The 24,725-nt window shown below is 71.5% G+C and carries 16 protein-coding genes and 2 pseudogenes; 4 read left to right on the top strand and 14 right to left on the bottom strand.

All coding sequences use genetic code 11. The features are described from left to right. Positions 1 to 71: 71 nt before the first annotated feature. The 4 genes from glgB to AB0F29_RS27845 form a co-directional block, all read right to left on the bottom strand. Positions 72 to 2,495: a 1,4-alpha-glucan branching enzyme gene (gene glgB / locus AB0F29_RS27860; protein WP_361877327.1), complete on the bottom strand. Its 2,424-nt coding sequence runs from the start codon at positions 2,493 to 2,495 to the stop codon at positions 72 to 74. Positions 2,496 to 2,600: 105 nt separating this feature from the next. Beyond that, positions 2,601 to 4,022, bottom strand: coding sequence for a maltokinase (locus tag AB0F29_RS27855; protein ID WP_361877325.1), 1,422 nt, complete (start codon positions 4,020 to 4,022; stop codon positions 2,601 to 2,603). Positions 4,023 to 4,254: 232 nt separating this feature from the next. Next, positions 4,255 to 5,961 carry a maltose alpha-D-glucosyltransferase gene (treS, locus tag AB0F29_RS27850; RefSeq protein WP_361877322.1) on the bottom strand — a complete coding sequence of 569 codons (1,707 nt, stop codon included), beginning with the start codon at positions 5,959 to 5,961 and terminating at the stop codon, positions 4,255 to 4,257. Further along, positions 5,958 to 7,976 (bottom strand): alpha-1,4-glucan--maltose-1-phosphate maltosyltransferase, encoded by a 2,019-nt coding sequence (locus tag AB0F29_RS27845; protein WP_361877319.1) that lies wholly within the window; start codon positions 7,974 to 7,976, stop codon positions 5,958 to 5,960. The genes treS and AB0F29_RS27845 overlap by 4 nt, the downstream gene beginning before the upstream one ends. Before the next feature lie 709 nt (positions 7,977 to 8,685). Between AB0F29_RS27845 and glgP the strand changes: the two genes are divergently transcribed. Next, positions 8,686 to 11,355: an alpha-glucan family phosphorylase gene (glgP, locus tag AB0F29_RS27840; protein ID WP_361877316.1), complete on the top strand. Its 2,670-nt coding sequence runs from the start codon at positions 8,686 to 8,688 to the stop codon at positions 11,353 to 11,355. A 218-nt stretch (positions 11,356 to 11,573) separates the two neighbouring features. On the opposite strand, the gene AB0F29_RS27835 is transcribed toward glgP, so the two are convergent. Both AB0F29_RS27835 and AB0F29_RS27830 read right to left on the bottom strand, forming a co-directional pair. Continuing rightward, positions 11,574 to 13,619, bottom strand: a complete 2,046-nt coding sequence (locus AB0F29_RS27835) for a M4 family metallopeptidase (RefSeq protein ID WP_361877313.1) — start codon at positions 13,617 to 13,619, stop codon at positions 11,574 to 11,576. A 383-nt stretch (positions 13,620 to 14,002) separates the two neighbouring features. Next, positions 14,003 to 14,593, bottom strand: coding sequence for a TetR/AcrR family transcriptional regulator (locus tag AB0F29_RS27830; RefSeq protein ID WP_361877309.1), 591 nt, complete (start codon positions 14,591 to 14,593; stop codon positions 14,003 to 14,005). Between the two features lie 169 nt (positions 14,594 to 14,762). Here AB0F29_RS27830 and AB0F29_RS27825 point away from each other — a divergent pair, with 169 nt between their 5' ends. Both AB0F29_RS27825 and AB0F29_RS27820 read left to right on the top strand, forming a co-directional pair. After that, complete coding sequence (locus AB0F29_RS27825; RefSeq protein WP_361877306.1) at positions 14,763 to 15,965, top strand: NAD(P)/FAD-dependent oxidoreductase; 1,203 nt, start codon at positions 14,763 to 14,765, stop codon at positions 15,963 to 15,965. Between the two features lie 384 nt (positions 15,966 to 16,349). Beyond that, positions 16,350 to 17,216 (top strand): TIGR03620 family F420-dependent LLM class oxidoreductase, encoded by an 867-nt coding sequence (locus AB0F29_RS27820; protein ID WP_361877303.1) that lies wholly within the window; start codon positions 16,350 to 16,352, stop codon positions 17,214 to 17,216. A 474-nt stretch (positions 17,217 to 17,690) separates the two neighbouring features. Here the strand turns inward: AB0F29_RS27820 and AB0F29_RS27815 are convergent, their stop codons facing one another. From AB0F29_RS27815 to AB0F29_RS27785, 7 genes and pseudogenes are all read right to left on the bottom strand, one after another. Continuing rightward, the gene (locus tag AB0F29_RS27815) at positions 17,691 to 18,497 is read right to left on the bottom strand and encodes a hypothetical protein (protein WP_361877300.1); all 807 of its coding nucleotides are present in this window, start codon (positions 18,495 to 18,497) and stop codon (positions 17,691 to 17,693) included. Next, the gene (locus tag AB0F29_RS27810) at positions 18,497 to 19,579 is read right to left on the bottom strand and encodes a TniB family NTP-binding protein (RefSeq protein ID WP_361877297.1); all 1,083 of its coding nucleotides are present in this window, start codon (positions 19,577 to 19,579) and stop codon (positions 18,497 to 18,499) included. Before AB0F29_RS27810 ends, AB0F29_RS27815 begins: the two co-directional genes overlap by 1 nt. Next, on the bottom strand, positions 19,576 to 21,261 hold the full coding sequence (locus tag AB0F29_RS27805) for a Mu transposase C-terminal domain-containing protein (protein ID WP_361877294.1): 1,686 nt from the start codon (positions 21,259 to 21,261) through the stop codon (positions 19,576 to 19,578). The genes AB0F29_RS27810 and AB0F29_RS27805 overlap by 4 nt, the downstream gene beginning before the upstream one ends. A gap of 48 nt (positions 21,262 to 21,309) precedes the next feature. Continuing rightward, the gene (locus AB0F29_RS27800; RefSeq protein ID WP_361877291.1) at positions 21,310 to 21,615 is read right to left on the bottom strand and encodes a hypothetical protein; all 306 of its coding nucleotides are present in this window, start codon (positions 21,613 to 21,615) and stop codon (positions 21,310 to 21,312) included. Continuing rightward, positions 21,612 to 21,983 (bottom strand): TnsA-like heteromeric transposase endonuclease subunit, encoded by a 372-nt coding sequence (locus tag AB0F29_RS27795; RefSeq protein ID WP_361877288.1) that lies wholly within the window; start codon positions 21,981 to 21,983, stop codon positions 21,612 to 21,614. Before AB0F29_RS27795 ends, AB0F29_RS27800 begins: the two co-directional genes overlap by 4 nt. A gap of 388 nt (positions 21,984 to 22,371) precedes the next feature. Continuing rightward, a pseudogene (locus AB0F29_RS27790) lies at positions 22,372 to 22,618 on the bottom strand (IS256 family transposase); the annotation flags it as partial. Positions 22,619 to 22,637: 19 nt separating this feature from the next. Next, complete coding sequence (locus tag AB0F29_RS27785; RefSeq protein ID WP_361877285.1) at positions 22,638 to 23,528, bottom strand: NAD(P)-binding domain-containing protein; 891 nt, start codon at positions 23,526 to 23,528, stop codon at positions 22,638 to 22,640. A 48-nt stretch (positions 23,529 to 23,576) separates the two neighbouring features. On the opposite strand from AB0F29_RS27785, the gene AB0F29_RS27780 reads away from it, so the two are divergent. Next, positions 23,577 to 23,927, top strand: coding sequence for a helix-turn-helix domain-containing protein (locus AB0F29_RS27780; protein ID WP_331758666.1), 351 nt, complete (start codon positions 23,577 to 23,579; stop codon positions 23,925 to 23,927). A 277-nt stretch (positions 23,928 to 24,204) separates the two neighbouring features. Here AB0F29_RS27780 and AB0F29_RS27775 read toward each other — a convergent pair. Beyond that, positions 24,205 to 24,725 (bottom strand): annotated as a pseudogene (locus AB0F29_RS27775) (hypothetical protein); the annotation flags it as partial.

The following is a 24,725-nucleotide window of genomic DNA, read 5'->3' as shown; positions in this document are numbered from 1 at the left end:
CCCGTACCACGTCGTCACCGACGCGGTACGGGCCCCGGCCGTTCACCCCGGCCCCGTTCACCCCGGCCGGGCTACGCCGGGCGGAACCACACCGTGGCCAGCGGCGGCAGCGTCAGCGAGATGCTGCACGGGCGGCCGTGCGCGGGCACCGCCTCCGCCTTCAGCGGCTCCTCGTTGCGCACGTCGCCACCGCCGTACCGGGCGGCGTCGGTGTTCAGCACCTCCACCCAGCCCTCCGTACCGGTCTCCGGCACCCCGAGGCGGTAGTCGCTCCGGACCGCCGGGGAGAAGTGCGAGACCGCCAGCAGCGGGGAGCCGTCCGCGTCGTACCGCAGGAACGCGAACACGTTGTCCTCCGCCGCCCCGCCGTCCACCCAGCTGAACCCCTCCGGCACCGTGTCCCGCTGCCACAGCGCGGGCACCGCCCCGTACACCGCGTTCAGGTCGCCGACCAGAGTCCGAACCCCGCGGTGGTCGTCGGACGCCCCGTAGGAGGGGTCCAGCAGCCACCAGTCCGGCCCGTGCCCCTCGGACCACTCCGCTCCCTGGGCGAACTCCTGGCCCATGAAGAGGAGTTGCTTTCCGGGATGGGCCCACATGAAGCCCAGGTAGGCGCGGTGGTTGGCGCGCTGCTGCCACCAGTCGCCGGGCATCTTCGCCACCAGCGCCTGCTTGCCGTGCACCACCTCGTCGTGCGAGATCGGCAGCACGTAGTTCTCGCTGTACGCGTACACCATCGAGAACGTCATCTCGTCGTGGTGGTACTTGCGGTGGACCGGCTCCTTGGCGATGTACTGGAGCGAGTCGTGCATCCAGCCCATGTTCCACTTCAGCCCGAAGCCCAGGCCCCCGCCGTCGGTGGGCCGGGTGACGCCGTCCCAGGCGGTGGACTCCTCGGCGATGGTGACGACGCCCGGGTTGCGGCGGTAGACCGTCGCGTTCATCTCCTGGAGGAAGGCGACCGCGTCCAGGTTCTCCCGGCCGCCGAACTCGTTGGGCGACCACTGGCCTTCCTCGCGGGAGTAGTCGAGGTAGAGCATCGAGGCCACCGCGTCGACCCGCAGCCCGTCGATGTGGAACTCCTCGCACCAGTACGTGGCGTTGGCGACGAGGAAGTTGCGGACCTCGGTGCGGCCGTAGTCGAACTCCAGCGTCCCCCAGTCCGGGTGCGCCGCGCGCTGCGGGTCGGAGTGCTCGTACAGCGGCCGGCCGTCGAACTCGGCCAACGCCCAGTCGTCGCGCGGGAAGTGCGCCGGAACCCAGTCCATGAGCACGCCGATGCCCGCCCGGTGCAGGGCGTCCACCAGGAAGCGGAAGTCGTCCGGGGTGCCCATCCGCGAGGTCGGCGCGTAGAACCCGGTGACCTGATAGCCCCAGGAACCGCCGAAGGGATGCTCGGAGACCGGCATCATCTCGACATGCGTGAAGCCCAGGTCCTTGACGTAGGCCGGAAGCTGTTCGGCGAGTTGACGGTACGTCAAGCCCGGCCGCCAGGAGGCGAGATGCACCTCGTACACCGAGAACGGGGCCTCGTGGACCGGCCGGTCGCCCCGGTGGGCCATCCAGTCCGCGTCCTGCCACTGATGGTGCGACGCGGTGACGATCGAGGCGGTCGCGGGCGGCACCTCGGTGCGCCGGGCCATCGGGTCGGCCCGCACCGTGTGCGAACCGTCCGGGCGGCAGATGTCGTACTTGTACAGCGCGCCCTCGCCGACCCCGGGCAGGAACAGCTCCCACACCCCGGTCGAGCCGAGCGAACGCATCGGGAAGCCCGTGCCGTCCCAGTAGTTGAAGTCACCGGTGATCCGCACGCCGCGCGCGTTCGGCGCCCAGAGGGTGAACCGGGTGCCGGTCACCCCCTGGTGCTCCATCGGCTCCGCGCCGAGCGCCCGCCACAGCTCCTCGTGGCGGCCCTCGCCGATCAGGTGCAGATCGAGCTCGCCGATCGCGGGCCAGAAGCGGTACGCGTCCTCCACCTCGATGGTGTTGTCGTCGTACGCCACTTCGAGCCGGTACGCGGGGGCCTCCGGAACCGGCAGCACACCGGAGAAGAAGCCGTCGCCGTCGTCGTGCAGCTCGGCCCGCAGCCCGGTCGCCAGCACGGTGACCGACCGGGCGAACGGCCGCAGCGCCCGTACCAGCACTCCGCCGGGGACCGGGTGCGCGCCGAGCACGTCGTGCGGCGCGTGGTGGTCACCGGCCAGCAGCCGGCCGCGGTCCGCGCCGTCCAGGGCCGGTGCGGGGCGGGCGCCCTGGCCGTCCCCGGCCTGCCGGGGCCGCGGCGGGCCCGCGTCGGCGCGCCGGGGCCGGGCACGCCCGGCGGTCGCGGCCCTCGTGGTGGTCGTGGCGGGCGCGGGCGTCGGCGCCGCAGCCACGTCGGCGGCGGCTTCGACGGGTGCCTCGACCGGCGCTTCGGCAGGGATCTCGACGGGCAGTTCGGCGGGCACTTCGGCGGTCTTGCGGGATGCCTTGCGGGACGGCTTGCGGGCGGTCACAGGGACTGCCTCCTCGGAGGGTGAAGGGGGAGAGCGCGGGGTGAAGGGGAAACGCGGGGTGAAGGGGAAAAGCGCGGGGTGGAGGGAAGGAACGCGGGGTGCGGCTCAGGCCGCTGCGGACTGGGCCAGTCGCTGGATGGCCGCCATCGGGACCGGCAGCCAGTCGGGGCGGTGCCGGGCCTCGTACAGCACCTCGTACACGGCCTTGTCGGTCTCATGGGCCCGCAGCAGCTCCGGTTCGCCGCGCGGGTCGCTGCCCGACGCCTGCGCGTAGCCCTCGCAGTAGGCGGCACGGCAGCGGGCCGCCCACTCCGGGTTCCACGGGCGGTGCGAGCGGGCCGCGTAGTCGAAGGACCGCAGCATGCCCGCGACATCACGGACCGGGGGCGCGGGCATGCGGCGATCGGGGAGCGGGCGGGCCGGTTCGCCCTCGAAGTCGATCAGCGACCAGAACCCGTCGGCGGAGCGCAGCGTCTGTCCGAGGTGGAGATCGCCGTGCACCCGCTGCTGGGCCCAGCAGCTGCCCCGGACCCCGAGGTCCGTCACCGCCTCGAACGCGGCGCGCAGTCCGGGGACGTACGGCACGAGTGCGGGGACCGCCTGGGCGGCGGCATCGAGACGCTGGGTCATCCGGGAGACGAGCTGCCGCGTCTGGGTGCCGTGCAGCGCCGGGGTCGGCAGCGCGGCGGCGAGCGCGGTGTGGACCTCGGCGGTGGCCCGGCCCAGCGCCCGGGCCTCGGTGAGGAAGTCGCGCCCCGCGGCGAGCGCGCCCAGCGCGAGCTGCCAGCCGTCGCGCGCGCCGTGCAGGAAGGGCTGGAGGACGCCCAGGGTGAGCGGTTCGGGTCCTGGCGCCTCGAACCAGGCGACGGGGGCCGGTACCCGCTCGCACCCCTCGCCGTTGAGGGCGAGCGGCAGTTCCAGGTCCGGGTTGGTGCCCGGGAAGACCCGCCGGAAGATCTTGAGGATGAACGCGTCTCCGTAGATGAGCGAGGAGTTGGACTGTTCGGCGTCCAGCACCCGGGGCGCGAGACCGGCCGGGATCGCGGCGGTCCGCTCGAAGCGCAGCGAGCCGAGACTCCCGGGGCGGCGGAGGCGCTCCAGCAGCAGATCGGCCAGCCGCGGATCGTGCAGCGCGTCGTAGACGGCCCGTCCGGCGAGCGGGCCCCGCTCGACCCGGCCGATCAGGGCGCCCGCGAGGCGCGGTGGAAGTGACGTTCTTGCACCGAGGAGCAGTTGGTAGCAGTCCTCGGCCGGGCCGGTCTGCTGGGAGGGCTGCTCGACCCGCACCAGCAGGTGCAGCAGCCCCGGGCCCGCCGTGCCGTCCAGCGGCAGCATCTCGGTGGCGGAGACCAGGGAGAAGCCGGTGACCGGCCGGCCCTTGCCGGCGAACCACCGCTGCCGGGGCAGCCAGGCGTGGAGCAGCGGGGCGAGGGACGGCAGCAGATTCCCGTCCCTCGTCACTCCGGCCGTTGCGCTGTTCCTCGTGCTCTTCGCCAGGGCGACGTGAGTGGATGCAGCCTCCGACATGGCATCGCGTCCTTTCCCCGGGCACACCACAGGATGCGAAGAGTGTCCCGGATTGCGGCAATGGCTGTCCGGCTGTGCGGGACGTGTCGGGTCAGGAGCGTCTCTACGGACTCGAACGGCGGAACGGTGAGGGCCGAAGGCGCCGGAAGGGGCAAGGGCCAAGGCCTTTCCCTGGCGTCAGGGTGCCCCGTGCGGGACGGCGGAAACCGCCCCGCACGGGCCGGGACCGGCATCAGGCCGGCGGCGCGTCCTTACGCAGCCGGAACCAGTAGAAGCCGTGTCCCGCAAGGGTCAGCAGGTAGGGCCACTGGCCGATGGCCGGGAAGCGTACCCCGCCGATCAATTCCACCGGATGACGTCCGTTGAACGATCGCAGGTCCAGTTCCGTCGGCTGCGCGAACCGCGAGAAGTTGTGCACGCACAGGACGAGATCGTCCCCGTACTCGCGGGTGAACGCCAGCACCGCCGGGTTGGACGAGGGCAGTTCGGTGTACTCGCCGAGACCGAAGGCCGGATTCTGCTTACGGATCTCGATCATCCGGCGGGTCCAGTGCAGCAGCGAGGACGGCGAGGCCATCGACGCCTCGACGTTGGTGACCTGGTAGCCGTAGACCGGGTCCATGATGGTGGGGAGGTAGAGCCGCCCCGGATCGCTGGAGGAGAACCCGGCGTTGCGGTCGGGCGTCCACTGCATCGGGGTGCGCACCGCGTCCCGGTCGCCCAGCCAGATGTTGTCGCCCATCCCGATCTCGTCCCCGTAGTAGAGGATCGGGGAGCCGGGCAGCGACAGCAGCAGGGCGGTGAACAGCTCGATCTGGTTGCGGTCGTTGTCCAGCAGGGGGGCCAGCCGCCGCCGGATGCCGATGTTGGCGCGCATCCGCGGGTCCTTGGCGTACTCCGCGTACATGTAGTCGCGCTCTTCGTCCGTGACCATTTCGAGGGTCAGCTCGTCGTGGTTGCGCAGGAAGATGCCCCACTGGCAGTTCTTCGGGATCGCTGGGGTCTTGGCCAGGATTTCGGAGACCGGGTAGCGGCTCTCGCGGCGCACCGCCATGAAGATCCGCGGCATCACGGGGAAGTGGAACGCCATGTGGCACTCGTCCCCGCCCTGCCCGTAGTCGCCGAAGTAGTCGACGACGTCCTCCGGCCACTGGTTGGCCTCGGCTAGCAGCACGGTGTCGGGGTAGTTGGCGTCGATCTCCTTGCGGACCCGCTTGAGGAAGTGGTGGGTCTCGGGGAGGTTCTCGCAGTTGGTGCCCTCGCGCTGGTAGAGGTAGGGCACCGCGTCGACCCGGAAGCCGTCGATGCCCAGGTCCAGCCAGAAGCGCAGGGCCGCCAGGATCTCCTCCTGCACCGCCGGGTTCTCGTAGTTGAGGTCCGGCTGGTGCGAGAAGAAGCGGTGCCAGTAGTACTGCTTGCGCACCGGGTCGAAGGTCCAGTTGGACGTCTCGGTGTCGACGAAGATGATCCGGGCGTCCTGGAACTGCTTGTCGTCGTCCGCCCAGACGTAGTAGTCGCCGTACGGCCCGTCCGGGTCGGTGCGGGACTGCTGGAACCACTCGTGCTGATCGCTCGTGTGGTTCATGACGAAGTCGATGATGACGCGCATGCCCCGCTGGTGCGAGGCGTCCACGAACTCCACGAAGTCGGCGAGATCGCCGAACTCCGGCAGGACGGCGGTGTAGTCGGAGACGTCGTAGCCCCCGTCGCGCAGCGGCGACTTGAAGAACGGCGGCAGCCAGAGGCAGTCGACGCCGAGCCACTGGAGATAGTCCAGCTTGGCGGTGATGCCCTTGAGGTCGCCGATTCCGTCGCCGTTGGAGTCCTGGAAGGACCGGACGAGCACCTCGTAGAAGACGGCGCGCTTGAACCAGTCGGGATCGCGGTCCTTGGCGGGAGTGTCCTCGAACGTGTCGTGGACAGGCTCATTGACGATCATGGTGTGGGTGACCCTCCGGTCGGCGGGGACGGTCGCAGGACGGCGATGTGCGCGGGCGTGATGCCCGGCTCCAGACGCACATAGAAGGCCCTGCCCCAGTGGTAGGTATCGCCGGTGAGCTCGTCGCGCACCGGTACGCGCTCGTGCCATGAGAGGCCGAGCCGCTCCATGTCCAACGAGACCGTGGCCTCCTGGGTGTGGTGCGGGTCGAGGTTCACGACCACCAGAACGGTGTTCGCTCCGGAGCGCTTGCTGTAGGCGATCAGCGCTTCGTTGTCGGTGTGGTGGAAGTGGACGTCGCGCAGCTGCCGCAGAGCGGGGTTACGCCGGCGGATCCGGTTCAGCGAGGTGATCAGGGGCGTCAGCGTGCGGCCCTCGCGTTCCGCCGACTCCCAGTTCCTCGGGCGCAGTTCGTACTTCTCCGAGTGCAGGTACTCCTCGCTCCCCGGCGTGGCCGGAGTGTTCTCGCACAGCTCGAATCCCGCGTACACGCCCCAGGAGGGGGACAGCGTCGCGGCCAGGACCGCCCGTGCCTCAAAGGCCGGGCGGCCGCCCTCCTGGAGGTAACCGGGAAGGATGTCGGGGGTGTTCACGAAGAAGTTGGGCCGCATGTACGAGGCAGCCTCGCCGGCCAGCTCCGTGACGTACTCGGTCAGCTCCTGCTTCGTGTCGCGCCAGGTGAAGTACGTGTACGACTGCTGGAAACCGACCGCGCCCAGGGTGTGCATCATCGCCGGGCGGGTGAACGCCTCCGCCAGGAAGATGACGTCGGGGTCGGCGCCGTTGATCTCCTCGATGACCTTCTCCCAGAAGACCACCGGCTTGGTGTGCGGGTTGTCGACCCGGAAGACCCGTACCCCGCGGTTCATCCAGAAGCGCAGGACGCGTACCGTCTCCGCCACCAGACCGCGCATGTCCTTGTCGAAGGCGATCGGATAGATGTCCTGGTACTTCTTCGGCGGGTTCTCGGCGTACGCGATCGAACCGTCGGGGCGGTGGTGGAACCAGTCCGGGTGCTCCTTGACCCACGGGTGGTCCGGCGAGCACTGGAGCGCGAAGTCCAGCGCGATCTCCATCCGCAGATTGCGGGCCACCGACACGAAGTGGTCGAAGTCCTCCAGCGTCCCCAGCTCCGGGTGGACCGCGTCGTGCCCGCCGTCCGGCGAACCGATCGCCCACGGCACGCCCGGGTCGTGCTCCCCGGGCGTCAGACTGTTGTCCGGGCCCTTGCGGTGGGTCGTCCCGATCGGGTGGACCGGCGGCAGATACACGACGTCGAACCCCATCGCGGCGACCGCGGGCAGCCGCTCGGCAGCCGTCCGGAAGGTGCCGCTGACCAGCCGCGTCTCCGCGTCCGGCGAGGTGTCCGCCGGGTCCACCGGCACCCGCTTCGCGCCCTCCGAGCGCGGGAACAGCTCGTACCACGACCCGAACAGCGCCCGCTCGCGCTCCACCCGTACCGCCAGCGGCTTGGAGCGGGTGACCAGTTCGCGCAGCGGATACCGGGCCAGGACCGCGTCGGCGGCCGGGGTCAGGGCGGCGGCCAGCCGGGCGGCCGCCGGGTGGGCCGTGTCGCGCAGCGCGTCCACCGCGGCCAGCACCGCCTCGCGGCCGTGTTTCTTCGGGACGCCCGCGGCGGCCCGCTCCAGCAGCGCCGCGCCCTCCGCCAGCACGAGATCCGTGTCGATGCCCGCCGGGATCTTGATCGCGGCGTGGTGCCGCCAGGTGGTGACCGGATCGCTCCAGGCCTCCACCGTGTACGTCCAGCGGCCCTCGGAGGTCGGAGTGACATCGGCCCCCCACCGGTCCGTGCCCTGCGCCAGCTCCCACATCGGGGTCCACAGCCCGACCCGTCCGCTCGGATCGCGCAGCACGACATTGGCGGCCACCGCGTCATGGCCTTCGCGGAAGACGGTGGCGCTGACCTGGAAGGTCTCACCGGCGACGGCCTTCGCCGCCCGTCTGCCGCAGTCGACGAGAGGACGGACGTCCAGGACGGGAATACGACCGATCATGGAATCACCTGAGGGCTGGAGGAGCTCGGCGTGCACGGGGGACGGCACGGGCGCGGAGGACCGACCGCGTGTGCCGCGAAGACGGGGATCTGTCCTTTGTAGCTGCTCAGCTGTCTGCTGACGGGCTGTGGGCATGGCCGCTCCTGTCCGCGTTCACTCGAATGGCACTCGAATGGGTGGGTCGCGGGGGTTTCGCGCATGTTTCTGGACGCACGGAGAAGGTCTGCGGGCCGGGTCGTGCGGGGGCGTGCCGCGTACCGGGGGAGCCTTCCCCGCGTCCGCGGGTGGGAAAGCCGGCGCTGTGTTAACTACTCGGTCGTAGCGACCGCCCGGGCCCCGCCGCACGCGGCGCGTACGCCCCCGCCGGGAATTGCGGGACACCCTCAGGGGAGCCCGAAGCGCCTCCACGGGTTCCGGATACCCGCTCTGCGGCGCCACACGGCAGCCTTCCCTGTGGCAGGGAGGTCCACAAGGCTGCGTACGGGGTGAAATCGGCCAAACCCCCAGGTGAGCGGAGTGACGGGGGAGCACGGGCGGGGCACGAGGTGCCTCTGTGGGGAGGCGCGTGCCGGCCGCGCCGGGACCTCGCGCGCCGTCCGCGCGCCGTGGCAGGGCGCCACGGACGGCCGCTACCTTCAGGGGTGACGGAAGGGACGCACACCGTGGTGCGTCCGCCCGGATGCGCAAGTCCCCTGTAAAGGTGGAGTACGTGAAGGCCATTCGTCGATTCACCGTGCGTCCTGTCCTCCCCGAACCCCTCCGACCTCTCCACGACCTCGCGCACAACCTGCGCTGGTCGTGGCATACCGAGACCCGTGAGCTCTTCCGGTCCGCCGACCCCGAGGGCTGGCGGCCCGCGGACGCCGACCCCGTACGCCTGCTCGGCTCGCTGTCCGCCGGGCGGCTCACCGAACTGGCCGGGGACGAGGAGTACCTCGGCCGCCTCGCCGAGGCCTCCGCAGATCTGGCCGGATATCTGAACGGTCCCCGCTGGTACCAGGAGCAGGTGGCCGCCGGAGCGGAACTGCCCTCCGCCGTCGCCTACTTCTCACCCGAGTTCGGCGTCACCGCGGCGCTGCCCCAGTACAGCGGCGGCCTCGGCATTTTGGCCGGCGACCACCTCAAGGCCGCCAGCGACCTCGGCGTCCCGCTCATCGGCGTCGGCCTGCTCTACCGGCACGGCTACTTCCGCCAGACCCTCTCCCGCGAGGGCTGGCAGCAGGAGCACTATCCGGTCCTCGACCCCAACGAACTCCCGCTCGACCTGGTCCGCGAGGCCGACGGCGCCCCCGCCCGGGTGGTGCTCGCCCTGCCCGGCGGACGCTCGCTGCACGCCTGTATCTGGCTCGCACGGGTCGGCCGGGTGCCGCTGCTCCTCCTCGACTCCGACGTCGAGGAGAACGCCCCGGGCGAACGCGACGTCACCGACCGGCTGTACGGCGGCGGCAGCGACCACCGTCTGCTCCAGGAGATGCTGCTCGGCATCGGCGGAGTGCGTGCGGTGCGCACCTGGTGCCGGCTGACCGGCACCCCGGAGCCGGAGGTGTTCCACACCAACGAGGGCCACGCCGGCTTCCTCGGCCTGGAGCGCATCCGCGAACTGATCCCCACCGGCCTCGACTTCGACGCCGCGCTGGAGGTGGTCCGGGCCGGGACGGTCTTCACCACCCACACCCCGGTGCCCGCCGGGATAGACCGTTTCGACCGGGGGCTCGTCGCCCGCCACTTCGGCGACGACGGCGAGCTGCCCGGCGTCGGCGTCGAGAAGATCCTGCGGCTCGGCACCGAGACCTATCCCGGCGGAGAGCCGGAGCTGTTCAACATGGCGGTGATGGGCCTCCGCCTCGCCCAGCGCGCCAACGGCGTCTCCACCCTGCACGGTGCTGTCAGCCGGGAGATGTTCTCCGGGCTCTGGCCGGGCTTCGACCCCGCCGAGGTGCCGATCACCTCGGTCACCAACGGGGTCCACGCACCGACCTGGGTCGCCCCCGAGGTGTTCCGGCTCGGCGCGGGCCAGGTCGGCGAGGACCGCGCCCACCAGGTGCTGGCGGGCGGCCCGGTGGAGGGCGAGGACTCCTCGCGGGGCGGCGCCCCGCGCCGCTGGGACGCGGTGAGCGGCATCGGCGACCAGGAGATCTGGGACCTGCGCCGGGACCTGCGCGGCCGGCTGGTCACCGAGGTCCGCCGCAGGCTCTACGCATCCTGGCGCCGGCGCGGGGCCGGCACCGCCGAACTGGGCTGGATCGACGGCGTACTCGACCCGGACGTCCTGACGATCGGCTTCGCCCGGCGCGTCCCCTCGTACAAGCGGCTCACGCTGATGCTGCGCGACCGCGACCGGCTGCGGGCGCTCCTGCTGCACCCGACCCGCCCGGTCCAGATCGTCGTCGCGGGCAAGGCGCACCCCGCCGACGACGGCGGCAAGCGGCTGGTGCAGGAGCTGGTGCGGTTCGCGGACGACGCGGGGGTCCGCCACCGCATCGTCTTCCTCCCGGACTACGGGATGGGCATGGCCCAGAAGCTCTACCCGGGCTGCGACGTCTGGCTCAACAACCCGCTGCGCCCGCTGGAGGCGTGCGGCACGAGCGGGATGAAGGCGGCGCTGAACGGCTGCCTCAACCTGTCCGTGCGCGACGGCTGGTGGGACGAGTGGTTCGACCCGGACTTCGGCTGGGAGATCCCCACCGCCGACGGCTCGGCGACCGACGAGGACCGTCGCGACGAGCTGGAGGCGAACGCCCTGTACGCCCTGATCGAGGACCGCGTCGCCCCGCGCTTCTACGACCGGGGGGCCGGGGGCCTGCCCGGCCGCTGGATCGAGATGGTCCGCTCCACGCTGGTCACTCTGGGACCGCGGGTGCTCGCGGGGCGGATGGTGCGCGAGTACGTGGAGCGTCTGTACGCCCCCGCCGCGCGGTCGCGGCGGGCCCTGGATCCCGGGGCCGCGCGGGACCTCGCCCAGTGGAAGGCCAAGGTCCGGGCGGCCTGGCGCGGGGTCTCCGTCGACCACGTGGAGTCGGTGACCGACACCGCGGCGGGCGGCTCGGCGGAGCTCGGCGCCAGTCTGGCGCTGCGGGTGCGGATCGCGCTCGGCGGCCTGGACCCGGACGACGTGGAGGTCCAGGTGGTCGCGGGACGGGTCGACTCGGGCGATGCGATCGCGGACGCCCAGACCTTCCCGCTGAAGCCGGCGGGCGGTCAGGACCTGGAGGACCGCTGGCTGTACGAGGGGCCGCTCGCGCTGGACCGGACGGGACCGTACGGCTACACCGTGCGCGTCCTGCCCGCCCACCCGCTGCTGGCCACCAGCGCCGAACTGGGCCTGGTCGCGCTGCCGGCCGAGGCGGCGGGGGAGGGCGCGGGCGTGCTGCTGCGCTGAGCGCTCGCCCCGGCGGACTCCAGGGACCCGGCGCCCGTGCGGTGCCGGGTTCCCGCGCGCGGGAACCCCTCGTCCACACCACGGCGAACGGCCCGGGAGGGGGCGAACCCCTCCCGGGCCGTTCCGTCGGTGCTCCCCGCGGGCCGGTGGGCCCGGTGGGGTCAGAAGCGGGCCGGTGGGCCCGGTGGAGTCAGAAGCCGGCCGGTGGGCCGGTGGGGTCAGAAGGTGAGCTTGAAGCTGTTGATCCGCCCGGTGTCCTGGCGGGCGATGTCCTGGACCTTCAGCTTCCAGACCCCGTTGGCCACCTCGGACGAGGCGTTGACCGTGTAGGTCGCCACCACGTTGTCCGCGGAGTCGCCGGAGGAGGAGTTCTTCAGCCGGTAGGCGGTGCCGTCCGGGGCCACCAGGTCGACGACGAGGTCACCGCGCCAGGTGTGCGTGATGTTCACGTCCGCCTTGAGGGTGCTCGGCGCGTTGCCGGTCACACCGGAGACGGTGACCGCGCTGGTGACGGCGGCGCCGGCGTCCGGGATGGTCACCGCGGTGGTGTTCTCGAACACCTTGCCGCCCGGGTCGGGGTTGCCGCCGCCGGGGCGGGCGCCCACGTTGATGCCGGCCCAGGCGTGGGCCACGGCCGCGTACTCGGGGCTGGTGGTCCCGTACAGCTCACCGGCGACCGCGAGCGTGCCGGTGCGGGCCGCGGCGTAGTTGGTCGTGGAGGTGAACTTGGTGGTGAGCGCCTTGAACCAGATCTGTGCGGCCTTGTCCCGGCCGATGCCGGTCACCGGGAGCCCGTCGGAGGTCGGCGAGTCGTAGTTGACGCCGTTGACGGTCTTGGCGCCGCTGCCCTCGGAGAGCAGGTAGAACCAGTGGTTCGCCGGGCCCGAGGAGTAGTGGACGTCGACGTTGCCGATGCCCGAGTACCAGTAGTCCTTGGACGCGCCGTCCTTGGAGGGCTTGTCCATGTAGCGCAGCGGGGTGCCGTCGCCGTTGATGTCGATCTTCTCGCCGACCATGTAGTCGCCCGGGTCCTGGGCCGTGTCGGAGTAGAACTCCACGCCCGCGGCGAAGATGTCGGAGGTGGCCTCGTTGAGACCGCCGGACTCGCCGCTGTAGACCAGCTTGGCCGTGACCGAGGTCAGACCGTGCGTCATCTCGTGGGCGGCCACGTCCAGGGAGGTCAGCGGCTTGACGTTGCCGCTGCCGTCGCCGTACGTCATGCAGAAGCAGCTGTCCTGCCAGAACGCGTTGACGTAGTTGTTGCCGTAGTGGACGCGGGAGTACGCGCCGACGCCGTCACCGCGGATGCCGGATCGGCCGTGCACGTTCTTGTAGTAGTCCCACGTCTCGGCCGCGCCGTAGTGGGCGTCCGCGCCGGCCGTCTCGGCGTTCTGCGGAGTGCCGTCGCCCCAGATGTCGTCCGGGCCCGAGAACAGCGTGCCGGTGCCGGAGCTGCCCCGGTTCAGGTTGTACGTCTTGTGGTTGCCGCGCGTGGTGTCGGTCAGGGTGTACGAGGGCGCGGTGCCCAGGGTGACCTGGCCGTTGTACTGCGTGTTGCCCGTGCCGTTGTGGACGGCCTGCCACTCGTAGAGCTTCTCGCCGGAGGCGGCGTCGGTGACGACGTGCAGCTCGTTCGGGGTGCCGTCGTGCTGGAGTCCGCCGACCACGGTCTCGTACGCGAGCTGCGGCGCGCCGCTGCCCAGCCACACCACCTTGCGCGGGGCCTCGCTTGCCTTCTTCGCCTTCGAGCCCTCGGCCTTCGCCGCGCCGAGCGCCTGCTTCTCGGCCGCTGCCGGGGCCACGTCGGCGGTGAGGCCGACGGCCTTCAGCTGCGCGCTGGTCGCCTTCGACGCCTTGCTGACGCCCTCGGTCGCTCCGGCCGCGGACGCCTTGACCACGAGGTCGCCGCCGAGGACGGGAAGCCCGTTCAGGGTGCGCTCGTAGCGGGTGTGCGTCGTGCCGTCGCGGTCCTGGACGACGTCGCGGACCACGAGCTTCTCCGTGGACCCGAGGCCGAGCTCCTTGGCGGTGGCCGCCTTGGTGGCGTTCGCCTCGCTGAGCAGCTCGGCGCGCTGGGCGGGGGAGAGCTTGACGGGCAGGGCGCCCGGGTCGGCCTTCGTGCCGGCGGTGATGCCGCCGAGCGGGGCCGAGGAGGGAGCGGAGGTGGCGGTCGCGGCGCCGGACGGAATGGCGACGGCTATGAGGGCTGCTGCGGCGATCAGAGCGCCGGTCGCGGTGGCGCGGCGGCTGGGCGTGGATCTCACGCGGACTCCTTCTGCGAGGGGGGTACCGGCGGCGCTGGACGGGCCGTCCGGACGGTGCAGGCGGTGCGCAGAACGGGGTGAAGAGTGTCAGCAGATGACCGCACCTGTCAGGAGCGCGTCAATAAGTTGGCCGGTTTTCGTTCGTTGCCGGAAAGGTCATGTTCGTTAAGCGGACGTTTCGTCGATCATTGCCGCGGTGTTACCAAGGGTTGGGGAGCCCGGTATTCACAGGGTGGTCACAGGTTTCGTGCGCGAAGGACGCCAAGGCGCCGCGGGCGGGAAGGGGCGGGATGACCGCCTGGTGAGACGGCGTCGGGTTCTGGCCAGATTCACGCGCCGGAACACGCCGCCCCGTCAGGGCGGGGTGCGGGTGGCCGAGGCGCTCAGGCGGTGGCCCCTGGCGGGTACACCGCGTCCAGGAGGTCGCGCACGAAGCGGTCCACGTCGTCCAGCCCCGACGCCGCGAGCGTGGCCGGGCCGTTCGTCAGCAGGTGCGGGATCGCCGCGTGCAGCGCGAGGGTGACGACGGCGGCCCGCTGCGGGGTGACGGGCAGTCCGGCGGAGCGCTGGGCCAGCTCCATGCCCGCGAAATCCCCGCTCGCCATCGGGTCGAGGATGGCGGACAGCCAGGGCCGCCGGGTCGCCTCGGCCTGGAGCTCCAGCACCGCCAGCAGCCGGGAGCGGCCCGGCCCCGCGACGTTCTCCAGGAGCGAGCGGAAGAGGGCCGTCAGGCTCTCGCGGTCTGCCGGCCCCGGAGCCGCCGCCAGCCGCGCGGTGAGTGCGAGGTACTGCTCCAGGCACCGCTCGGCCGCCGCGCGGAGCACCGCGTCCCGGGTCGGGAAGTAGTTCTTGGCGGTCCCCGGCGGCACCTCGGCGGCCCGGTCCACGGCCCGGTGGGTCAGCCCGCGCCCGCCGTCCCCGGCCAGCACCTCGACGGCCGCGTCCCGCAGCCGGTCCCGGCGATCCGGATTCACGCGCGCTCCCTCACTCCCGTACCGCTGTCGCCCCTTGCGGGGTGTCTTGCCGATACTACCCCAGCCGTGGTACCACAGATGTGGTGGCTCTCCGTGCGGCTGTCCTCCGCGCGGCTGTCCTCCGTGCGGTTCCTCCTCCGTACGGTCCGAACGAGCTCGGGAGCGCGACATGACAGGAACGGCGACCGTGGTCGGCGCGGGCATCGGCGGTCTGGCGACCGCGCTCGGACTCCGCCGCGCGGGCTGGACGGTGACGGTGCTGGAGCGCCGCACCGAACTGGAGCGGTACGGCGGTGCCTTCGGCATCCACCCCACCGCACAGTCCGCGCTCGACCGGCTCGGCGTCGGTGACGCGCTGCGCGACCACGCCGTGCCCTACCGCGACGCGCACATCCGCACCCCGGACGGGACGTCGATCGGCCGTCTCCCGCTGGAGCGGATCGAACGCAAGGCGGGCCGCCCCGAACTCCTCATCTCCCGGCCCCGCTTGCTCGACGCCCTGCTCGCCGCCCTCGCAGCCTTCGGAGACGTCCCGCTCCAGCTCGGCGAGAGGGTCACCGGCCTGGACGCGCCGGCCGCCGGACAGGACCTGGTGGTCGGCGCCGACGGCATCCGCAGCGCCGTTCGCACCGCTCGCTTCGGCGACCGCAGCGGGCCCCGCCGGATCGGCACCGTCGCCTGGATCGGCGTCGCCGACCTCGAGAGCCCGGTGCACGGGGAGACCTGGGGCAGCGGGCGCTTCTTCGGGATGACCCCGGTCGAACCGGGCCGCACCAACTGGTACGCCACCGTGCCCGAGGCCACCACCGCCGAGGAGCTGCGCGCCTCCTTCGCCGGCTGGCACGACCCGGTCCCGCGCATCCTGGACGCCACCGACCCGGCCACCTGGATCCGCTACGAGATGCTCCACCTCTACCCGGCGCTGCCCACTTTCGTCTCCACCGGCACCCGGCCCGCCTCGTCTGCCTCCTTCGACGCCGGGCCTGACTCCCGTGTCTCCTCCGGCGTCGGGCCTGTCTCCTCCGGGTCCTGGCCCGTGTCGCGTGCCTCCTCCGGCACCCGGCCCGCCTTCCGTGTGTCCTCCGAGGACCGGCCCGTCCCCGTCGCCCTGGTCGGCGACGCGGCCCACGCCATGACGCCCAACCTCGGCCAGGGCGCCTGCACCGCGATTCTGGACGCGGAGGCCCTGAGCCGTGCGCTGGCCGCAGCGTCCCCGGGCCCCGCGGGCATCGAGGGCGCCCTGCGCGCCTACGACCGTGAACGCCGCCGCAGCGCTCAGCGGACCGCCTTCGGCTCGCGGACCCTGCACCGCTTCATGAGCACGGAGCGCACCCGGCTGCGGGACGCGGCGGTGCGGCTGCTGCCGGGCTGAGTTTCACGGGCGGCGCATCCGTTCGCCCGGGAGGCGGTCGCGCTCCTACGGTCGGCGGACCGGCACCGCGCGGTCCCGCAGGACACGCCCTACGGGTCCAAGGCGATCGGCGCGGGGGAGGGAGGCCCCCTCCGCGTCGACTGATGAGGCGGGGGCGGGCCTGTCCCGGCCCCGTCCGCGGGTTCGCATCCCGTCGGCGTCACGCCCGCCGTGCCCGCGTGACCGACCGGTCCGGGCCCGCCTTCGCCTTCCGTCGGGCGGCGCCGTCAAGGCGGAGTGGCCGGACGACGGCGGTCGGCTTCCGGACAGCGCAGGGCCTTCGGGGCGACAGGGCCCGCCCGCACGGCTACAACGGAGCTTCCACACTCGGGGGAAGGCTTCGTCATGCGTCTCGGGACGATCGGTATCTGGAGCCTGGCGTTCACGCACGGGGACCACGAGGAGGCGCGGGACGCCGCGTCCGAGCTGGAGGAGCTCGGGTACGGCGCCATCTGGCTCGGCGGCAACCCGGGCGGCAACCCCCGCGGGGACCTGCGCACGGCTTCGGTGGTCCTGTCCGCGACGAGCCGCATCACCGTCGCGACCGGCTGCGTGTCCATCTGGGACAGGCCGCCCGGCCAACTCGCCGCCGCCTACCACGCTCTGCCGGAGCGGCAGCGGAACCGGCTGCTGGTGGGCCTGGGCGTCAGCCATGCCGAAGTCTCCGGCCGGTACCGCGATCCGTACCACGCGCTGCGCTTTTATCTGGAGGCGCTGGACGCCGCGGTTCCTCCTCTGCCGTCGACCGCGCGCATCGTCGGCGCGCACGGGCCACAGATGACCCGGCTGGCAGCCGCCGGGTCCATAGGAGTTCACCCCTACCTCGTCAGCCCCGCCCACACCGCCTGGGCCAGGTCGATGCTGGGCGAAGGGCCTCTGCTGGCGCTGGAGCAGACCGTCATTCCGCACACCGACGCGGGGACCGCACGTGCCACGGCCAGGGGCATGCCCGCTCCCTACCTCGCACTGCGCAACTACCGGACGGCCTGGCTGCGCGGGGGGTTCACCGCCGGGGACCTGACCGGCGGCGGCAGCGACCGGCTGATCGATGAGCTGTTCGCCTGGGGAAAACCGGACGAGATCGCCGCCCGGCTCACCGCGCACCACGGGGCCGGGGCCGACCACATCGCCGTCCAGGTAGTCACCGACCGCCTCGACGTCTTCGCCCGCCAGGCCTGGCGTGACCTGGCCCCGGAACTGCTGGCGTCATAGGCGGTGCGGTGCGGATGTCCCTTCCCACTCGACGTTGCAGTGACGTCCGGCGGCTAGCTGGACGATGAAGGAATGAGGCAGGGTTGGCGGTTCCGAAGTGTGTCAGCTGATCTTGCATTTTCCGGCTGTCGGTGCGGCAGGCCGGAGTCGTTCTCGTCGGCGGCTCGGCGCATCTTCGCGACCGCTTCCTTCATCAGGTCGTCGGTCCGCTCGCTGTGCCAGACGGTGCCCTCCCACTTCACGTACTGGTCTTCGCGCTCGCGGAGAAGAGCGGGTTTGAGGTGCCCGTGGAAGAGGAGGTAACGACCCTGGTTGCGACGGCTGCGGCTGAACCACTTCGCGCTCCTCTCATGCCGGGCGAGGCGGTTGGCCGCGAGGCCGGGGAGGGTGCCGCGGACGCGGCCGGGCGTGTAGGTGATCAGGGGCCAGCTCGGCGGGCGCCAGGAGTCGGCGAGGGCCCAGTGCGCGACGGCATCACCTGCGGTCGGCCGGTTTGCAGGGGTAGGTGACGCGGCCCGCGACCTCCGAGAAGAACCGGTCCTGCTCGGCTTCGGTGCCGCCGGCCAGCCGACGCCAGGAGGCCGAGGCGACCAGCGGCGCGAGGGAGACCGCCTCGGGATAGACCGCGGCGAACAGGCGCGAGGTGCTGAAGTCGACGTAGTCCTGCTTCTCCCGGTCGAAGGGGATCAGGATGTCCAGGCGGTCGTCCCAGGTGTCCCAGGTGCCGAAGGCGACCGGGCGCCCGTCCGGAGACCAAATGTGCGCGCAGAGCATGAGGCCGGTCAGCACCGCGTCGTAGGTGGCGGCCCAGCCGTAGCGCCGTAGCAGGAGCAGGTGGCGCCGCTGCGCGTTGACGATGTCCGGGAGCCGGGCGAGGTCGACGGCGGGGTGGTCGATGTCGGGCGGGCCGATCCAGGTGTGGTGCCGCAGGCAGACGTAGGTGTGGTGGGGCAGGAGCCGGATCACCCGGCCGCCGGGTTGGCGGGCGTCGCAGAGGTGGCAGCCGGTCTGCGGCTGGTGGCGGAACATCTCCCAGTTCGGAGGCGGGTCGCGCAGTTCCGGCGTGGCCCCGGCCAGGGCGTGGACGCTGCGGCCCGTCAGCGCGGCGAGTCGTTCCGGGACGACGACGCGGCGACCGGCCCCGGGATGGGCGGGGCGGGTGACCTGCGACCACAGGCCGTTGACGTCCAGTCCGTGCAGGGTGGCCAGGCGGCTGATGTAGGACGGGGGGATCTCGTGCCGGGCGGGAGGAACGGGGTCGGGCAGCGTGCGCAGGAGCATCAGGCTGCGCGCCTCCGCCGCCCTGTCGCCTTGGCCGGGGCGGTGACCTTTTCGGACTGCTCGGCCGCGTAGTCGACGGGAACGAGTTCGAGCAGTTCCTCGGTGACGGCCTCGCTGCCGTCCTCGATGGCCAGCACGGCGGCTCCGCGGATGAGCTGGGACAGGCTGCCGATCATGCCGCCGGTGCGGTGGAAGAGGTAGGCGCTCATCGCCGTGAGCGTGCCCGGGTTGTGCTCGTGGAGGCGGAGCATCGTCTCCAGGGCGCTGACCAGGCCCCGCCAGGCGTCCTTGTCGGCGTTGGTGGCGTAGGAGAACGGGGCGGCGGGGATGACGACGAAGCGCCCGGCGATCTGCCGGCCCCGGGTGACGGCGAACAGACCCTGGCTTTCGACGTCGATGCCCGCGTAGGCGAACGTGGCCGGCAGGCGCTCGGCGAAGTACTTCAACTGGTCGGAGGCTTCCGCCCCGGCCCGGGAGCCGAGGTTCAGATTGTGCAGCTCGTCCACCAGGACCAGGTCGACGTGGACGTGTGCGGCGGTGGCGCAGACCGCGTCCACGATGTCGGTGTGGGTGGCGCGGGCGGGGAACGTCAGCCCGAAGAAGCGGGCGAACTCCGTCGCGAGCATCTTCGGTGTGGCGGCCGGCGGGACGGTGACGTAGAGGACCGGAAGCCGGGAGCGGTCGCGCGGGTGCCGTCTGCGCGTGGCCAGCTCGTGCGCGCGGCCCAACTGCGTGAGCGCGGTCGTCTTCCCGGTGCCGGAGGCACCGGAGAGGATCACGCCGCGGCGGGCGGAGACCTGGTGGCGGTTGAGCTGGACCAGCAGGCGGGAGGTGGATATGACCTTGCGGATTGTTGGCGTGTTCACCAGCGGGAGGTCCGCGTGATACTCCCGCCGCCGATCATCCTGGCGTCCCCGTTCCCGCGCGGTCAGGGCGGAGCGCTGGGCGGCGCTCAGCAGCGTTGGCGGATGGACCTCGTGCTCGACGTAGCGGCGCCAGCCCTCCTTGGTGGTCAGCGGGGAGTCCGGCGGGGCCAGGTCCTCGATGTCCGGCTTCGGCGTCCTGGTCGCGGGCGTGCTCATAGCCACCTTTCGGCTTCGGCGTGGGGGTCGAAGACCCCGAAGGGCACCACCTCCGCGGACGGCGACGCCGTAGCCGCGGAGTCCGGCTCGGGGCCGGAGGGATTGTCGATCTCGGACGCCGCAGTGGGGCCGGGGAGGGCGACGGCGGCGCGGGTGCGCGCGATGATGCGGGCGGAGCGGGTGTCCGGTCCGTGCTCGGCGCGGGTCAGCAGGGCGTCCAGGACGCGGGCGACGGCGGCCTCGTTGGAGTCGTCCAGACCCGCCGCGGCGGCCAGGCGCCGGGCGTGGTCCCAGGTGAAGTCCGCGAAAGGGCCGTTCACCAGTGGCAGGTGCACCCACGGTGCGGTGATCCAGCCGCCGTTGGTGCGGACGAAGACGCGGGAGAGGTCGTAGGGGTCGTAGTGCACCTCCCAGAGCCCGCGTTCGGCCGAGTGCCCGGAGTGCTGGCGCCGCCACGGCCCCAGCTCGGGCGCATCGTAGGTGCGGTGGCCGATGCGGATGCCGTAGTCGTTGATCGCCCGCCAGGCCACCGGCAGCAGCTCCAGGTAGTCCTCCCCGCGCAGCACCAGCGACAGGTAGCCGGCCGCCGCGACCAGGGAGACGTACTTGTCGTTCGGCGACACCGCTTTCCCCGGCCGGAACGGATCGCGCAAGGCGTCGTGCGGCCTGGCCTGCCATCCGGCCAGCAACCACTTCTCCAGCAGTTCCTGGAGTTCGGGAATCGTCCAGACCGCGGCCTGCTCGATGCGATCACCGCGACGGGTGACGTCCCGGCCCGTGTAGCCGGCCAGGTGCTGGCAGAACAGCGTGTTGATCGCGGAGAACGTCGCCTCCACCACCCCTTTGTCCGTCGGCGTGCGCGGACGAGCCCGTTGGACGGAGATGCCCAGGCGTTCGCAGGCCCGCACGAAGGTGTCGGAGATGAACACCTTCCCGCCATCGATGACCACGGTGTCCGGCACGATCACCGGCTTCGCGGCTGCCTGGTCCATTCGCGCGTCGACGTCGAGGAGCTCGCGGTGTGGCAACCGTGAGGATGCCATCGCCAGACTCGCCGACCAGCCCGGCCGCATCGGCTCGGGGACCAGCATCCGCGCCAGCAGCAGGGATGCGTCCACCGCCTTGGTGCCCACCGGTCGCAGCACTGCGGCGCAGATAGTGCGGGTGGCGACATCGACCGCGATCGTCAGGTCCGCCCGCGCGGTCACCCCGGAGTCCAGGACCACCATGACGTCCAGCGGGGTGGAGTCGATCTGCACCTGTTCCCCGGGCCGGTCCGCGAACGTCGGCGTGAACGGCCCTTCCGGCCGGTTCGCCGTCTGCCGCCGGGTGACCGCCGAACCGAAGGAGTGCCGACCCGAGGAGAGCGCGTCGATCAGACGGTAGAAGGTGTTCCGACTCGGCAGGGGTACGACCCCCTCCCCGTGGGTGGCCTCCACCAGCTTCACCGCCCTCCGGATCACGCGTGCCCGCGTCCCGGTCGAGACCTGCGTCTGGTCCTCTAGCACCTGGCGGACCGCCGCCACCACCCGCGCATCCGCCCGCCCGGTCGCCTCCTTCACCCGGACCAACCGCCGATCGACCAGCCCCCACAACCCCTGCCGGGCATAACGCGACCGCTTGTCCATCACCGTGCGCAGGCTCACCCCCAGCTCGTCGGCCTTCGCTTGGGCCCGCTCCACCACGCTCCGTGCGACGGGGTCGTACTCACTGCGCGGAGTCGTGCCCGGCTAGGCGCTGGGCGGCAGGCCGGTTTCCACCTCCACCACGTGCCGCTGCCACTTCACCGCCGCCGCCCGCGCCGGTTCCGGCAGCGTCTCCAGCAGACCGACCGGTTCCATCTCAGGCAACGGCTCGACACCGGTAACAGCGAAGTCGGGCGCCGCCATCAAGTACGAGGCCAGCACCACCGACTCTGCCCCGCCGGCCGACCGCCGTCGCACCGCCGTCCCGGCCAGGCCCACCACCTGATGGTCGTCACCGTCGAAGCTCACCCAGTCGCCCGGCCGCAGCACCGAGCCCCCGCCCGCGGTCACCGGATCACCCCCGACGAGACGAGCGTGCCGGCGCTCAGCGGTTGCGACATCTCCGCCGTCAGCTCGTGCGACCACAGCAGGTGAAACAGCACCGGCAACACCGCCAACGGCTCACCCGCCGACGCGGCGCCGTCCATCAGCGCCAGCGGCTCGGCGAACACTTCCCGCAACCGCGTGGCAGCCGGCTCCACCCGGTGACGGGGGTGCCGGTAACCCGCCAGCCACCGGACGTTGCGGACCACCACCGGGTCCGGGGCCCCCACCAGCCGGAACTCCCACCCCACCTCGGCGCAGGCCGCCTCGGTCGCGTCGAACTTCGCCACGTCCCGAGGCCGGCGCCGCTCGGCCGGGCGGCAGTCGACGACCACCGCCGCCCCGTCGTCGCGGCGCGCGAATTAGTCAGGCGCGTGTGACACCGGCCGCCCGCCCGAGGCCGCCCAGAACAGCCAGAACGGCTGGGAGGAGATCCCCACCACCGCCGGATCGAAGTCCAGCAGCATCACTTGGTCTCGCTCCAGCCACGACTCGTATCCCACGTGACCGCCGGTCGTCGCCGACCACCACCGGCCCGGCAGGTTGCGCTGTCGGCGGTACGAGGTGAGGCGCGTACGGGAAGAGCGTGCTCGAACGGAACAGCCCAGACATCCGCCAGCGGCCGGCGCAACTCCGTACCGTCCGGGGCGACGTACGCGACCTCGAACCCGGTCTTAGGGGCTGTCCGGCGGATCACGCTTCGGGGTCGAGGGACCGGAGGTCGTAGACGTAGTCGGTGCCGAACAGGTCGCGGTCCTGGAACGCCGCGTGGCCACTGGGCGGTCAGCCGGGTGACTGTGGCCGGGGACAGCCCGGCGTCGCCAAGCCGAGGAACTGCTCCAGCGCGGGTACGAAGTCACCGGAGGACAGGCCGTGCATGTGGAGCAGCGGCAGCACACCTCGGCGATCATCGGGACTTCCGGCACCACGGCGGCAGGACCGTCGAGGAGAACCGTCTGCGCTCGCTGGTGGCCTCATCTTGAATCAGGTCACGAGCGACGCCCGAGCAGTTCGGTGACCCGTGTGAACCCGTCTGCGCCGTGGCCGCGTCCGATGGCTCGGCGGGCCAGGCCTTCTGCCGCGCGCATCACGCCGGCTTCGATGCCGTGGGCTTCTGAAGTGTGAACGATGTGGGCCATGGACGACGCTGCCGAGGTGAGAGGGTTGCCTTCACCGGAGAAGATCCCGCTGTCCACGTCGTCCGCGAGCCCTTCGAAGATGGGCGGGAGGATGTCCCCGATCCCCTTGGCGAACGGGGCGAGCTCTCGCGCGGTGATCCCTTCCGCTCGCGCCACCGCCAAGGCGTGGACGTAGCCCGCCATGGCGGTCCAGAAGATGTCGAGCAGCGCGATGTCGTAGGCCGCCGCCCGCCCGATGTCCTCACCGAGGTGGGTATGAGTGCCGCCCAACGTCTGCAGGACGGGCTGGTGCTCGTGGTAGAGGTCCTGCGGGCCGCTGTGGATGAACACCGCGGCCGGAGTGCCGATGGTCACGGTGGGCGTCATGATGGCGCCGTCCAGGTAGCGAACGCCGTGTTCGGATGCCCATGCCGCAGTGTCCCGGGCCCTGTCCGGCGTGTCCGCGGTCAGGTTGACCACTGTGCGCCCCTTGATCGCCTCGGTGACCGTCTCGCGCCGCAGAATGGTGTTCACCGCGTCGTAATTCACCACGCAGGCAACTGTGAGCCCGCTCGCGGCAACTGCTTCCTCGGCCGACCGGGCGCTGACCGCGCCCTGCGCGACCAACTCCCGGTCCCGGCCCGGTGTTCGGTTCCAGACCGTGGTGCGCAGGCCGGCATTCAGGAAGGCAGCCGCGAGGGCTCGGCCCATCGGTCCCAGACCGAGGACGGTGACGGCAGACTGTTCAGCGTGTACGGGCATGACTCAACTCCGTGGATGTATCTCGAGTTTGTAGTGGATGGGGTAGAAATGACACGCAGTCGCGCTCAGGACCTGGACGTCTGCGGAGTGACCGCCGCGATCGCGGTGATTGACGGGAAGTGGAAGACCACTCTGCTGTGGCTGCTGGAATCCGGTCCGCACCGACCTGGCGAACTGCGCCGACGGCTGCCCGGCCTCAGTGAGAAGGTGCTGACCCAGGCGCTGCGCGAGATGGAGGCCGACGGTCTGGTACTCCGGCAGGTGCACGACACGCTTCCGCTGAAGACTTTCTACTCCTTGACCGAGTTCGGACGGGAACTGTCCGAGGCGCTGGCTCCTGTCTCGGACTGGGGCCATCGGCGCCTGCAGAGGCTCAGCGACGCCCGTTCCGCTTCCTGACACATCGCAAATCACCCCCGTCCCGGCCGGATCCGGTGGCCGTCCGGCCGCCCTCCATCAGGATCACCCGGTCGGCGGTCGACGCCTAGTACCCACAAAAAGGTGGGTACTAGTGACCTACTCGACCCTTGATCGTTGGCATGTTCATGGGGCGGGGAGATCTCACGAATGCGGAATGGGTCCGGCTGAAGCCGCATCTTCCGAAGTCCAGTTGCCGGGCTAGTACTCCAGCCGGACTTCGGTGTATGTCCTGGTCAACGGCTTGAGCGTGGGGATTTTAGCGGGATGGTGCCGGGTGTGGGGCGGGTTCGCCCGGCCTGTCCCGCGAAGGAGTGACCGCGCCGTGTGTAGTGACAGCGGCGGGCCCGGGCCTGGTGTCGGCGGCGCCATCTCGACCACTGCATTGCATGGTTGCCCTGTCGAGCAGGACGTCGGCGGGTAGTTGCCAGTAGACGGCGGATCTCGGCCGGGGTGAGGTCCACGAGGTCGGGTGTGTCGTGACCGGCTCCCTCTTTTGGCGCTCTTGGGCGGCGGTGACGGCGAGAAACGCGTGGGCGAGCATGGCGAGGGTGATGTGCCGGTGCCAGCCGACGTAGCGGCGGACTTCGTACTGGTCCAGGCCGCATTCGTTCTTCGCGCTCTGGAAGCACTCCTCGATCTTCCAGCGGCACCCGGCGACCTGAACGAGATCGGCGACGGTGGTGTCCAAGGGGGCTGATGCGAGGAAGTAGGCGAGCTCGTCGGGCTTGGCGATGCTGCGGCGGGCGAGCATCCAGCGTTGTCGGGTGGTCTCGTCGC

Source organism: Streptomyces sp. NPDC026589 (assembly GCF_040638385.1).
Lineage (GTDB): Bacteria > Actinomycetota > Actinomycetes > Streptomycetales > Streptomycetaceae > Streptomyces.
This window is presented reverse-complemented; position numbering and strand designations above follow the sequence as displayed.

What these genes read in the sequence shown, in the direction of transcription:
- AB0F29_RS27855 (WP_361877325.1), bottom strand. Translation starts at nt 4,022, where the DNA reads ATGTCGGAGGCTGCATCCACTCACGTCGCCCTGGCGAAGAGCACGAGG.
- treS (WP_361877322.1), bottom strand. Translation starts at nt 5,961, where the DNA reads ATGATCGTCAATGAGCCTGTCCACGACACGTTCGAGGACACTCCCGCC.
- AB0F29_RS27845 (WP_361877319.1), bottom strand. Translation starts at nt 7,976, where the DNA reads ATGATCGGTCGTATTCCCGTCCTGGACGTCCGTCCTCTCGTCGACTGC.
- AB0F29_RS27825 (WP_361877306.1), top strand. Translation starts at nt 14,763, where the DNA reads ATGACAGGAACGGCGACCGTGGTCGGCGCGGGCATCGGCGGTCTGGCG.
- AB0F29_RS27820 (WP_361877303.1), top strand. Translation starts at nt 16,350, where the DNA reads ATGCGTCTCGGGACGATCGGTATCTGGAGCCTGGCGTTCACGCACGGG.
- AB0F29_RS27815 (WP_361877300.1), bottom strand. Translation starts at nt 18,497, where the DNA reads ATGCTCCTGCGCACGCTGCCCGACCCCGTTCCTCCCGCCCGGCACGAG.
- AB0F29_RS27810 (WP_361877297.1), bottom strand. Translation starts at nt 19,579, where the DNA reads ATGAGCACGCCCGCGACCAGGACGCCGAAGCCGGACATCGAGGACCTG.
- AB0F29_RS27785 (WP_361877285.1), bottom strand. Translation starts at nt 23,528, where the DNA reads ATGCCCGTACACGCTGAACAGTCTGCCGTCACCGTCCTCGGTCTGGGA.
- AB0F29_RS27780 (WP_331758666.1), top strand. Translation starts at nt 23,577, where the DNA reads ATGACACGCAGTCGCGCTCAGGACCTGGACGTCTGCGGAGTGACCGCC.